Annotated in this window: 15 protein-coding genes, 2 tRNA genes and 1 pseudogene; 14 read left to right on the forward strand and 4 right to left on the reverse strand. The window is 58.6% G+C overall.

Features of this window, described 5'->3' with window-relative positions:
- Positions 1-461: 461 nt before the first annotated feature.
- Together BLV27_RS19625 and BLV27_RS18365 are read right to left on the reverse strand one after the other, a co-directional pair.
- Complete coding sequence (locus BLV27_RS19625; RefSeq protein ID WP_211605546.1) at positions 462-746, reverse strand: DUF6538 domain-containing protein; 285 nt, start codon at positions 744-746, stop codon at positions 462-464.
- 92 nt (positions 747-838) lie between these two features.
- Positions 839-913, reverse strand: a tRNA-Thr gene (locus BLV27_RS18365).
- A gap of 114 nt (positions 914-1,027) precedes the next feature.
- Here BLV27_RS18365 and BLV27_RS19485 point away from each other — a divergent pair.
- The 13 genes from BLV27_RS19485 to BLV27_RS18425 all read left to right on the forward strand — a co-directional run bounded on the left by BLV27_RS19485 (position 1,028) and on the right by BLV27_RS18425 (position 9,255).
- Positions 1,028-1,174 (forward strand): hypothetical protein, encoded by a 147-nt coding sequence (locus BLV27_RS19485; RefSeq protein WP_170831526.1) that lies wholly within the window; start codon positions 1,028-1,030, stop codon positions 1,172-1,174.
- The gene (gene murA / locus BLV27_RS18370; protein ID WP_092647938.1) at positions 1,167-2,441 is read left to right on the forward strand and encodes a UDP-N-acetylglucosamine 1-carboxyvinyltransferase; all 1,275 of its coding nucleotides are present in this window, start codon (positions 1,167-1,169) and stop codon (positions 2,439-2,441) included. Before BLV27_RS19485 ends, murA begins: the two co-directional genes overlap by 8 nt.
- Positions 2,434-2,901: a DUF2948 family protein gene (locus tag BLV27_RS18375; RefSeq protein WP_092647939.1), complete on the forward strand. Its 468-nt coding sequence runs from the start codon at positions 2,434-2,436 to the stop codon at positions 2,899-2,901. The genes murA and BLV27_RS18375 overlap by 8 nt, the downstream gene beginning before the upstream one ends.
- Before the next feature lies 1 nt (position 2,902).
- Entirely contained in the window at positions 2,903-3,427 is a 525-nt protein-coding gene (locus BLV27_RS18380; protein WP_170831527.1) for a GNAT family N-acetyltransferase, read from the forward strand.
- A gap of 53 nt (positions 3,428-3,480) precedes the next feature.
- A complete protein-coding gene (hisD, locus tag BLV27_RS18385) occupies positions 3,481-4,782 on the forward strand; it encodes a histidinol dehydrogenase (RefSeq protein ID WP_092647941.1) in 1,302 nt (433 codons plus the stop codon).
- Positions 4,783-4,824: 42 nt separating this feature from the next.
- Entirely contained in the window at positions 4,825-5,295 is a 471-nt protein-coding gene (locus BLV27_RS18390; RefSeq protein ID WP_092647942.1) for a UPF0262 family protein, read from the forward strand.
- Between the two features lie 62 nt (positions 5,296-5,357).
- Positions 5,358-5,738 carry an arsenate-mycothiol transferase ArsC gene (locus tag BLV27_RS18395; protein WP_092647943.1) on the forward strand — a complete coding sequence of 127 codons (381 nt, stop codon included), beginning with the start codon at positions 5,358-5,360 and terminating at the stop codon, positions 5,736-5,738.
- Positions 5,739-5,874: 136 nt separating this feature from the next.
- Complete coding sequence (infA, locus tag BLV27_RS18400) at positions 5,875-6,093, forward strand: translation initiation factor IF-1 (RefSeq protein ID WP_055087116.1); 219 nt, start codon at positions 5,875-5,877, stop codon at positions 6,091-6,093.
- A gap of 1 nt (position 6,094) precedes the next feature.
- Positions 6,095-6,679, forward strand: a complete 585-nt coding sequence (locus BLV27_RS18405; RefSeq protein WP_092647944.1) for a Maf family protein — start codon at positions 6,095-6,097, stop codon at positions 6,677-6,679.
- Entirely contained in the window at positions 6,676-7,680 is a 1,005-nt protein-coding gene (locus BLV27_RS18410; protein ID WP_092647949.1) for a ribonuclease E/G, read from the forward strand. The genes BLV27_RS18405 and BLV27_RS18410 overlap by 4 nt, the downstream gene beginning before the upstream one ends.
- On the forward strand, positions 7,677-7,868 hold the full coding sequence (locus BLV27_RS18415) for a DNA gyrase inhibitor YacG (RefSeq protein WP_092647945.1): 192 nt from the start codon (positions 7,677-7,679) through the stop codon (positions 7,866-7,868). The genes BLV27_RS18410 and BLV27_RS18415 overlap by 4 nt, the downstream gene beginning before the upstream one ends.
- 78 nt (positions 7,869-7,946) lie before the next feature.
- Positions 7,947-8,021, forward strand: a tRNA-Phe gene (locus tag BLV27_RS18420).
- Positions 8,022-8,367: 346 nt separating this feature from the next.
- Positions 8,368-9,255, forward strand: a complete 888-nt coding sequence (locus BLV27_RS18425) for an NAD-dependent epimerase/dehydratase family protein (RefSeq protein ID WP_092647946.1) — start codon at positions 8,368-8,370, stop codon at positions 9,253-9,255.
- A gap of 228 nt (positions 9,256-9,483) precedes the next feature.
- Here the strand turns inward: BLV27_RS18425 and BLV27_RS18430 are convergent, their stop codons facing one another.
- Positions 9,484-10,107, reverse strand: coding sequence for an SRPBCC family protein (locus tag BLV27_RS18430; RefSeq protein WP_092647947.1), 624 nt, complete (start codon positions 10,105-10,107; stop codon positions 9,484-9,486).
- A gap of 178 nt (positions 10,108-10,285) precedes the next feature.
- Here BLV27_RS18430 and BLV27_RS18435 point away from each other — a divergent pair, with 178 nt between their 5' ends.
- Positions 10,286-11,179, forward strand: coding sequence for a LysR family transcriptional regulator (locus BLV27_RS18435; RefSeq protein WP_092647948.1), 894 nt, complete (start codon positions 10,286-10,288; stop codon positions 11,177-11,179).
- Between the two features lie 847 nt (positions 11,180-12,026).
- Here BLV27_RS18435 and BLV27_RS19210 read toward each other — a convergent pair.
- Positions 12,027-12,127: pseudogene (locus BLV27_RS19210) on the reverse strand (IS5/IS1182 family transposase); the annotation flags it as partial.

Genomic DNA, 12,127 nt, shown 5'->3' on the forward strand with positions numbered 1-12,127 from the left:
CGCCGTCGCCAGAAAGCTCGTCACAATCGCGAATGCGCTTTGCAGATCACGTCAAAAGTGGACCCGTCTGACCACCTGAGAAATACAGTTGCTAGGTATTCGGTGAACAAGCCTCGCAGGGAGACCGGGGCGGGTGCCTCGACTTCATGAGCGTCCAAGTAGGGTAGGGTGGACCTGCCTGAGAAATCGCCTTCGTCACGCTCGGCTGTTCGCTCTAGAGATTCATACTCCGAAAAGCACAGTGTCATTGCCAGGTCGCGCCATGCTGGCGTGCCGAACTTTACATCGGTGTTTCCACGTGCCCGGTAGTGCTCAATCCTGAACCCTATCAATTTCGCGAGTTCGACGTCGGTCAGTCGACCTGCCTTTGCATCGCGAAGTTCACGCACATAGTCTTCGTCAATGTAGCCAATAGATGCGTAGAGTGGATTAGCGCGGCGCAGTTCTTCGTCAAAGGCAACCTACGTCCGGTAGTGCAGGGCTGCAATCTCTGTATGCCGGAGGGGGTAGCGGGCGACGGCATCTGAAATGGTCTTGGGCATCACCTTCCGTTCTGCTTGCGCGATCTTGTGCTGTAGTTCTGCGACCGCACCCGGCAGCAGACGCAACGCATTCTTGTAGTCGGGGCCCAACGGGGTCCGCAGTTCTGTCTTGTCATCCAGATGGCGGCGAAGCTTTTTCGGAACGACCAGCCGAGCGAAGTATCGACCGTCACGATTGAGAAGATGTCGCACCTTCCCAGCCATGCGAAGAGCTCCGTTTTGTAACGCCATTTGTAACAGCGAAACGGGTTTTTCGTCTTGCAGTCAATTGCTTTAAGCGATTTCAATGAGTTGGGTGGTGCTGTGAGAGAGGATTGAACTCTCGACCTCACCCTTACCAAGGGTGTGCTCTACCACTGAGCTACCACAGCATCCGTGGCGCGGAATAAACCGACGAACAACAGGCTGCAACCCCCGAAAATGGCTCATTCGCTGGACCCGCGCCGAGCCACCGGCTATGTGGACCCAAGGCAACAGGGGCGGGCATGGCTCAGAATACGAAGACTACGCGGGAAGATCGATTGAAGGCTGCGCTCAAGGCCAACATGGGTCGACGCAAGGTCCAGAAACGGATCCGGGCGGAAGAGCCGCCCAAGCCCAGGCCCGACGAGCAGGAGAAGCCAAATGGATAGCATCATCGTCACCGGCGGTGGCCCGCTGAGCGGCACGATTCCGATCGCCGGCGCGAAAAACGCGTGCCTCACGCTCATGCCCGCGACGCTTCTGTCGGATGAGCCGTTGACGCTGACAAACGCGCCGCGCCTGTCCGACATCCGCACGATGACCCAGCTTCTTGAGTCGCTGGGTGCAGAGGTGGCCAGGCTCTCGGACGGGCTGGTTTTGTCGATGTCGTCACACATCCTGAACGGCGAACGCGCCGATTACGATATCGTCCGCAAGATGCGCGCGTCGATCCTGGTTTTGGGCCCGCTTCTGGCCCGGCAGGGGCATGCGGTGGTCTCCTTGCCGGGGGGCTGCGCTATCGGGGCGCGTCCTGTCGATCTTCACCTCAAGGCGTTCGAAGCGATGGGCGCGGAGTTGGACCTGCGCGATGGATATGTTCACGCCAAAGCTCCCGCGGGGGGGCTTCGCGGGGGTATCGTGGACTTTCCGTTCGTTTCTGTCGGGGCGACGGAGAACGCGCTCATGGCGGCGACGCTGGCCCGTGGCACAACGGTTTTGAAAAACGCCGCGCAGGAGCCAGAGATCGTCGATCTGGCCCATTGTCTGCAGGCAATGGGTGCACAGATTTCGGGGGAGGGAACCGACACGATAGAAATTCAGGGCGTTGATCGTCTGCACGGCGCGACGCATCGTGTGGTGACCGACAGGATCGAACTGGGAACTTATATGCTGGCCCCCTTGATCGCGGGCGGCGAGGTGACCTGCATCGGCGGCAAACGCTCCTTGTTAGAGGCGTTTTGCGTGCGGATCGAGGAAGCGGGGGCCATCGTCACCGAATCCGCCGAGGGCTTGACGGTCAGGCGAGGTAATGGGCCGATCAAGGCGGTAAACGTGGAGACGGAACCGTTTCCCGGCTTCCCGACTGACCTTCAAGCCCAGATGATGGCCCTTCTGTGCACGGCGGAAGGGACGTCGGTGCTGGAGGAGAAGATTTTCGAGAACCGTTTCATGCACGCCCCGGAACTGACCCGAATGGGAGCCAACATCGAGGTGCAGGGTGGTCATGCGAAGGTCATGGGCGTCTCGAAGCTCAGGGGGGCTCCGGTGATGGCGACGGACCTGCGCGCGTCTGTCAGCCTGATCCTGGCGGGTCTCGCCGCCGAGGGGGAAACCACTGTAGGACGGGTCTATCACCTTGATCGCGGCTATGAACACGTCGTTGCCAAGCTGTCGGGTGTCGGTGCGAATATTCGTCGGGTGAAAGAAGATGGCTGAACGGGACGCACGGTTCCACGATGCCGATGGCGGTCCTCTGCGCCTCTGGGCGACGGATGCAGAGGACCTGAGGGTCGTGTCCGCGCTTGTTCAGGATGCTGTTCTGCCCGCGTCCGAAATGCGTTGGCAGAAGGGCGCGCGGCGCTTCGCGATCTTGCTGAACCGGTTCCGGTGGGAACATGGAACCCGACGGGCGGAGCGGGTGCAAACCGTACTGACGGCAGGCGATGTTCTTTCGGTGCGCGGGCAGGGCGTCCTGCCCGGCGACGCGGATACGGTACTGTCGCTGCTTTCGATCGAATGGGTGCCCGGCGACGATGCGGAGGGCACGCTAAGACTGACCTTTGCAGGAGACGGTCTGGTGGAGGTCGCTTGCGAGTGTTTGGACGTGACTTTGCGCGACGTGACACGCCCCTATGCCGCGCCATCGGGCAAGGTGCCCGGGCATCCGGACAGCTGAAATGCACGTTCGGCCACTGGCGGAGGACGACGCAGCCGTTTGGCAGGTACTCATGTGGGAAGGGGTCGAGGACTTCCCATCTGCTTTCCTGATGTCGAAAAGTGAAGTGGAGTCGATGACGCCCGACCGTTGTCGCTCCGCGCTCGCCCAGGGCAATACCTATGGTGTCGTCTCCCATAATTCGGAGTTGCTCGGCTTTGCCAGCCTCCACTTGTGGTCGCTGGAACGCATTCAGCACCGCGCGGATATCGGGCCATTCTTCATTCGGTCTGTGCATCAAGGGACAGGGGCCGCGGATGTTCTGATGCAGGCCCTTGCGGCGGGGGCGCAGGCTGCTGGGGTGAATTGGCTCGATCTCTGGGTGGCCGAGGCGAACAAGCGTGCACAGGCCTTCTATGCGCGTCACGGGTTCCGCCCGATCGGGCGGCGCGAAGACGCCATGCGCATCGCGGGCGTATCTGAAACCGATGTTTTGATGACGCGGCATCTTACCCCGCATCTTGAGGCGGCAGGACAGGGCGGATAGGTCCGGACGCGACACCGGGCCAGCGGACGGCCCACAGGAAAGAGACGTTGCCAATGCCGACATTCCTCGACAGCACAGATACCGATTTCGAAGCGCGGTTCGCAGCCCTGTTGACAATGAAACGCGAGGACTCGCCCGATGTCGATGACGCCGTCGCGGCAATCATTGCTGACGTCCGCAAGCGGGGCGACGCCGCTGTCTGCGAGCTGACATCAAAGTACGATCGGCTGGACCTGAAGCCCGAGACAATGCGCGTGACGGCCGCGGAGGTGGAGGCCGCCGCCGCGCAGGTCCTCCCGGAGGATCATGCCGCACTCGAACTGGCGGCAGCCCGCATCCGTGCCTATCACGAGCGCCAGATGCCTGAAGACGCGCAATGGACCGACGAGACCGGCGCGACCCTGGGATGGCGCTGGGGACCGGTCGACGCGGCGGGACTATACGTGCCCGGCGGGCTGGCAAGTTATCCTTCCTCGGTCCTGATGAACGCCATTCCCGCCCGCGTCGCCGGGGTAGGGCGGCTGGTGATGTGTGTTCCCACACCGGATAATATATTGAATCCGCTGGTTTTGCTGGCCGCGCAGATATCCGGCGTGACGGAGATCTACCGGATCGGCGGCGCGCAGGCGATTGCAGCCATGGCCTATGGCACTGACACTATCGCGCCGGTCGACAAGATCACTGGTCCCGGCAATGCATTCGTCGCCGCCGCCAAGCGCCGCGTTTTCGGGCGCGTGGGAATCGACATGATCGCCGGGCCTTCGGAAATTCTGGTTATTGCGGATGGCGACAACGACCCCGATTGGATCGCCGTCGACCTTTTGTCTCAGGCCGAACACGACGAGAGCGCCCAGTCGATCCTGATCACCGACGACGCCGCCTTTGGACAGGCCGTTGTTAAGGCCGTCGATGCACGTCTGAAAACGCTGGAGCGGGCGCATATCGCCGGGCCCAGTTGGCGGGATTTCGGGGCCGTTGTCACTGTCCGCGACCTGAACGAGGCGGCGATCCTGTCCAATCGCGTGGCACCCGAGCATCTGGAGCTTGCCGTCGCCGACCCCGACACCCTCGCGACCAAGATTACCCACGCGGGGGCCATTTTCCTTGGTCAATGGACGCCCGAAGCCATTGGCGACTACATCGGGGGGCCAAACCACGTGCTTCCAACGGCCCGGTCGGCCCGGTTTTCGTCTGGCCTTTCGGTGATGGATTTCGTCAAGCGCACAACGATGGCCCGCATGACGCCCGAAAGCCTGCGCGCCATCGGTCCCTCGGCGGTTCGGCTGGCAACGTCAGAATCGCTGGAGGCACACGGTCTGAGCGTGCAATCGCGATTGGACAAGCTGAACCGCTGATCACCATTGCGGGCCGCGCGGGATTGGCCCATCAATTCCCCCATGACAGCCAGAATTGCCCAGATCCGTATCGACGACGCCAACCTGCCGACTCCGACGCCGGAAATCGAACAGGAGCGGGCGGTCGCCATCTTTGACCTGCTTGAAGATAACAGCTTTGCCCTAATGGCGGCGAATGCACCTGTCGGCCCCTATGACGTCTTGCTTGCCATTCGGGAGCGGCGGCTGGTCTTCGACATCTCGTGCGAAACCGGCAAGGCCGGGGAGTTCCATCTGGCTCTTGGCCCGTTTCGTCAGGTTGTGAAGGACTATTGGCAGATTTGTGCGGCTTATTTCGATGCGGTTAAGAAACTGCCGCCAAGCCAGATCGAGGCGATCGACATGGCCCGTCGCGGCATACACAATGAAGGTGCGCGCATTCTGCAGGAGCGGCTTGAGGGCAAGGCGACGGTCGATATTGACACGTCCCGCCGTCTCTTCACCCTGATCTGTGTGTTGCACTTCGGGGGCTGAGGGTGGGGGACAATCCTCAATCGGTCCTTTTCTGTTGTGACCATAATGCCGTTCGTTCGCCCATGGCCGAAGGGATGATGAAGAAGATTCATGGCCACGATATCTATGTCCAGTCTGCCGGTGTCATGAACGATCTGGAGATCGATGGCTTCACGATCGCCGTCTGTGCCGAAATGGGCATCGAGCTTGCCCGCCACCGTACGCGCAGCTTCGAGGAGATGCGGGAGTGGGGCGATGATCTGGAGCAGTTCGACCTGATCGTGGCCCTGTCGCCCGCATCGCAGCGGATGGCGATGGAGCTGGCCCGCCACGCCCATATCGCCGTCGAATACTGGCCGATCATGGACCCGACCGGTCTGGGGGAGGGGCGGGAACAAAAGCTTGCCAGCTATCGTCTGAGCCGGGATCAGATCATGGCCAAGCTCAAGGCTCGCTTCGGATAACGTGCATCGCTCCGCGCTCTGGCGGCGCGAAGGGCGGTTGCGCGCGGGGCCTGATACATAACCCTTGAACTTCGCCCCGATTCCCCCCATCTAGCCGCATCTGCCGCCTGATGCGCGGCTCACATCAGGAGACACCATGGCCAAGGAAGAAATGCTCGAATTCCCCGGCGTCGTGCGCGAACTCCTGCCCAACGCGACATTCCGGGTCGAGCTCGAGAACGGCCATGAGATTATCGCGCATACGGCAGGCAAGATGCGCAAGAACCGGATCCGCGTTCTCGCGGGCGACAAGGTGCAGGTCGAGATGACCCCCTACGACCTGACCAAGGGCCGTATCAACTATCGCTTCAAGTAAGGTGCCGGCGACGGCTCCTCGCCTGATCCTCGGATCGGGTTCCCCCCGGCGGCTTGAGCTGTTGGGGCAGCTTGGTCTGGTGCCGCATGACGTGCGTGCACCGGATGTCGACGAGACACCGGCCAAGGCCGAAGTCCCGCGTGTATACTGCGAACGCATCACCGCCATGAAATTGGCAGCCGTAAAAGCGGATGCCCAAGATGTCGTGCTGTGCGCCGACACGACGGTTGCCGTAGGGCGGCGCATCCTGGGCAAGCCCGCCAATGTTGGCGAAGCGGCCCAGTTTCTGCATCTTCTTTCAGGGCGCAGGCACCGGGTCTTTACAGCGATCGGCGTGCGCCGGGGAGAGCGGACGTGGTTCCGCACCTGCGAGACGGCGGTGAAGTTCAAGCCTTTGTCGGACGTGGAAATCAACGGCTACCTCGCGACGGGCGATTGGCAGGGGAAGGCCGGGGGCTATGCGATCCAAGGGCCAGCTGGCGCTTTCGCAAGCTGGATCGGCGGCAGCTTTACCGCCGTGGTCGGCCTTCCTTTGCACGAAACCGCAAACCTGCTGCAGGCGGCGGGACTGGAGATATGGCGATGAATGGCACGCAAATCATCCTTGGCGAACATAAGGGCCGCCGCGCCGCGGCGCGCATGGTGGATGGACAATTGGACGACCTGCTGATCGACGCTGGCGACGATCGACCCGGCATTGGAGCAATCTTCCGGGCCATCTGCGACCGCCCGATCAAGGGGCAAGGTGGCATGTTTCTGAAACTCGGAGCCGGTCTGACGGGCTGGCACCGCAACGCAAAGGGACTGGCCCCGGGACAAACCATGCTGGTTCAGGTCACCGGCCACGCTGAGCCTGGAAAGGCCGTGCCGGTCACCGACCGCGTCCTCTTCAAGTCGCGTTATTGCATTGTGACGCCGCGGGCACCCGGCCTGAATGTCGCCCGCAGCCTCACCGATGACGTGGAACGCGATCGCCTGTTGGAAATTGCCAACGATGCGGTACCGGAGCGTGACGGGCACGGCATAATCCTGCGCACTGCCTGCGAGGGGATCGACGAGGAGACGCTGGTCGATGACCTGACGCAGACTTGGGGCCTTGCGATGCAAGTACTGGGCGACGAAGGGAGCGTTGCGGACTTGCTGCTGGATGGGCCGGATGCGCATACGCTGGCTTGGCGCGAGTGGGATGGGGACGACATTTCCGAAAATTGGGATACGGTCGAGGATCAACTTGATACCCTCCGGGATACGGCCGTCGCCATCGGCCCCGCGACGTTCTTCATAGAACCTACCCGCGCTCTGACCGCCGTCGACGTGAATACGCCCGAAGGTGGAGCAGGTGGATTGAAAGCAAACCTTGCTCTGGCCCGCGCCTTGCCGCGTCAATTGCGTCTTCGGGGCATCGGGGGGCAGATTGTGCTGGACCTTGCGCCCATGTCCAAGAAAGATCGCAAGGCATTCGAGAGTGCCCTGCGCGGGGCGTTCAGGGCGGATTCCATCGAAACCTCATTGATCGGATGGACTCCGCTTGGACATTTCGAACTGACGCGGCGCCGCGAGCGTCGCCCCACGGAGGAGCTGTTGTGAGCTGTCCTATCTGCCAGAAAGATGCCGATCAGAAGTACCGGCCGTTCTGCTCTAGGCGTTGCGCCGACGTCGATTTGGGCAAGTGGCTCAATGGGGCTTACGCGGTGCCGTCGAGCGACCCGGACGATGCGGAGGAGGCGATTGATGCCCTTGAGCAGGAGTTGGAGCGACGTTCTCGACCCCATTGATGATTTTCGTCTGGACACTGTTTTTCCCCTGTCCTAGACGGTGCGAACCCAACGAAGGCATTGCTTTCGTGACCCGGTGCCTGGGTAGCTCAGGGGTAGAGCAGTGGATTGAAAATCCTCGTGTCGGTGGTTCGATTCCGCCCCCGGGCACCATTAAATCAAAACCTTACAAATTAGTGCGATATCTTAGGCTCGCTATAGGCTCGCTATAGGCTCGCAACGCTTCGATGGCTGCCTGACCTCGGAATCTATGGTCGCGCGAACGAGTTAGGACGTCAGGCATCGGTTTCACGCCTGAACATGCTCCCAAGCTAGTGCAAAGCCCGATGACTTGGGCGGAGAGCGGACCTTCGCTGCGAGCAACACGAACCGCCACTTTAGTGCCAGATCAGGCTTGCTTCAGACATTCCTCGAAGTCGTCCGGCAAACGTCTTTGTGCGCTTGTTTCATCGGGGTAGCTCTCTATTCTTCGCGTTGGAGCAACAGAATTGAGACTGGGATGCGGATCTTCTTTACAGGCGGCTCCGGCAAGGCCCGGCAGCACGTCATACCCTACCTGCTTGAACGCGGGCATCGGGTGGTCAACGCCGACCGCGTACCACTCGACTTGCCTGGTGTCGATAATCTGCGCGTCGAGCTGACCGAGAGCGGGCAGGTCTTCAACGCTCTGACTGCGCTGGCCGGGCTCGACGAACTCAATCTCGCAACGGTCCCGCGCTATGATGCGATCGTGCATTTCGCAGCCCTGCCACGGATCCTGATCGAGCCTGACTGCGAAACCTACCGCGTCAACGTCCTGTCGACTTACAACGTGCTCGAGGCGGCGGCAAAGCTGGGTATTCCCAAGGTAATTTTCGCGTCCTCCGAGACAACATACGGGATCTGTTTCGCGCAGGGCGAAATGCGCCCGGACTACTTGCCGGTGGACGAGGAACACCCAACCGTGCCGCAAGACAGCTACGCCATGTCCAAGGTCGCGAACGAGGTCACCGCGCGCAGCTTCCAGGCGCGCACCGGTGCCGACGTCTACGGACTGAGGATCAACAATGTCATCGAACCGCACGAATACGCCCGCGACTTTCCGTCCTATCTCAATGATCCGGCGCTGCGACGGCGCAACATTTTCGCCTATATCGACGCCCGTGATCTGGGCCAGATGGTCGAGCGCTGCCTTCAAAAAGACGGGCTCGGCTACCAGATATTCAACGTCGCCAATCCGGACCTGTCGGTCGGCATCAGCAACGCGGAGGTGCTTCACCGCTTCTACCCGGATGTGCCCCTGAAGCGGGAGATGGCCGAGACTGAGACCTTCTACGCGATAGACAAAGCGCGCGAATTGCTGGGCTTTGCTCCCAAGCATGGCTGGCGGGACGAGGTGCAAGAATAGTCGGCAGGTTTGTAGTAAGGAAGGCCGCCGCCCGAGAATCCGGTCATGACAAGGCTTCTTCATGGCAATTATTGGTTGCCGCGACTGTGTTGACCTTCGCAAGAAATGGGCGGGAAGCTGACATTCGCTGCGTTTTGCACCGAGGTCTGCTCAGCGGGACAAACGGGCATTCGCCGCACACACTCCGATGGCCGCTTTCGGTGTGTGTGCGTAATATATAGTGAGCGCTTACTTATCTAAAATTCTGACGGCCTTGTGATATCGCATCACTATTTCGTCCTTTGTGGTTGGCGTGATGCTCTCCCCTGTTTCCACCAGATGTTTGATCGCGGACAATTCGGTTTTGAAGATCGGTGACATTTTCCGACGTGCGACTAGGTGCATGATCTTATATTTCATTTTGAATGCAGCCTCTTGCGTCAGGAGAGTGCCGCCCTCACCATCCGACTTCAACGTGTAAGACGAATAGCCAGCATCCAACGGTGCAACGTTCTGATTGTAAATTTCCCATTTTATGAATTTTGCCTCCGGATCGTAATTGACAACTTCAACATCGATGACTTTGCCTTTGGCGTCCGTTGTGCGCCGTTGTGATCCTAAAATTTGATTGGTTTTCTTGAGGTATCGGGTTTCTTTGGCATCCACGTTGAACTTTGCACTTTGATCAAAATTCTCGCCAACAACGGACCAAACTTCAGCAATAGGGGCATCGATGTGTACTTGTGCGTGTATTGTTATCATGGATTTTTCCAGTTCTTTGTTTTGAGAGGCGCGTTCCGACGGTTCCGACAGGGCAACGGAAGCCGTAAGTGCGAGGAAAACGGCCGGTAAGAGAAAATTTAGGGTCCTCATGGATTGAGTCCTTATTTTGGTTAAATGAGATCGTCATGCCGTCACGAGCGACGTCACTAGCCTTCAAGTTCATCGTCTCTTTGAAATAAGGTCATATTTTTGCATTTAAATTCTGAAAAAAGCATTCCTAAACTGCAAAATTGCAGCTAACTTTGGTAATGCAATTGGAGTACGTATCATGCAGTTAGATTGGAATGAAATCCGCTACTTTCTTGAACTGGTCAGAGCAGGATCAATCAAGTCAGCGGCGGATGTTCTGGACGTAAATCAGACAACGGTGTCACGTCGAATTTCTGCCTTGGAAGCAAACTTAAGCACTCGCTTGATCAATCGTTCAGGCAAGCAATGGAACTTGACAGCAGCGGGAGAACGCCTTGTTCCACAAGCTGAGTTGATGTCAGATCATGTCAACACGATCCAACGTGAGATACTTGCGGAAGCCGATGAATTGCGGGGCCTCGTTCGCGTTACAACAGGAGAATTGGCATTCCGCATCTGGTTATTGCCTATCCTTAAACAGTTCATGAAAGACCACCCGAAAATAGAGCTGCAATTGTTAGCCGGAAGTCAGGTTTTGAACCTTGATAGCCGCGAAGCCGACATCGCGGTGCGATTCAGCAAATCACCACCCGAAGATACGATTGCCAAAAGAGTTTCGGGCATTGCGTATCATACCTATGGGTCACCGCAGTTACAAAAGCAGTTTTTGGCCAATGCCGAAGATTCCGAATTACCCATATTGGCCTTTGCTAACGAGAGAAAAGCCATTCCTGACTGGGCCAAACACCATTTACCAAATGCAAAGCAAATCGTCCTTTTGGATGACTTATCGGTCATGTTGGAAGCCGCGAAGCTTGGAATGGGGGTTGCGCAACTTCCGTGTATGATTGCCGATCATGATCCGGATCTGGTGCGTATATTTCCGGCCAATTCTTCAACCGATTGGGGTGTGTGGGTCTTATCCCATGTTGATTTGCGCACAACTGCCCGCGTGCGGGCGTTGCGCAACGCTATCGTGAGTGGGCTGATGAGGCATAAGAATCTTTTTGAAGGGCATCTGCCCTTACCCTGATCCTTATACGGCTCAGATAGATCTGTGGTTGGCCGGGGAATCCCAAGAGCAGTCATTTGTACGTGGTGCAGCATCTGTCAATTCGGGCTCGAACCGGACCTTGGAGACAGCGCAGCATCTTCGCATGGACCGCCGAGCCGATACGGATGCTTCCGGCCCTTTCCGGACCTTCGGTTGACATTCGAGATGCTGCGGCGCGTCCCGTCACACCTGCCATTCGCTGCAATTGCTCGATTTCGGTAGATTTAGCGGGTCGGATCAGCGGATACAAAGCTGCCGTCAGACCAGAGGGAACACCGACATGGACGCTTGAAACCAATTTCTAGGATCACCGTTTCCGTGGCAGTTTATAGCCTGCGGTGAGGGGTGCCCTGTAATTTGAAATGAAATTTCTTGGTGATTAGGTACCAGCATCCGTATGGCTCTCATAGGGCCACTATCTCTCGACATGCGACCCAAATGGACTTCGTTGATGGGCCGTCCTAGGCCAACGACAACTCTAGCTTCAACTGACCGCAGTTGATGAGTTAGGCGCTCAAGATTTTCCGGAGCATTGATTTCCGACATTCGAGGTGTGGTCCGCCCGTGTTCCGCCTTCCACTTGGGCTCGGCATGGGAATTCATAAGGGTGTAATCATCGAGATTTTGAGATCGAAAGTCTTCAGGGTTCAATCCATAGTGCCCCTTGTTCGGTAGATTTCCAAGAACCTCCAAAAGGCATCGAAGGTTCACACCCGACCTCCCAGCGAATGGACGCCGAGGGTTCGCAGTCCATTCGTCTTGTCCAGGACATGGCTTTGTTGCACAAAACTCTTGCTGACCGGACTTCCCCTTTCCCTGGACACATTTATCCCACGGTTTTCGTGACGGGTAGGCCGAGCGCGGTATAGCCGTTCATGATGGCGATACGGACTTGGACCTCGGCGATCTGTCGGTCGAAGTCGCGTG

This window comes from Jannaschia faecimaris (assembly GCF_900107415.1).
In the GTDB taxonomy this organism is placed as follows: Bacteria; Pseudomonadota; Alphaproteobacteria; order Rhodobacterales; family Rhodobacteraceae; genus Jannaschia; species Jannaschia faecimaris.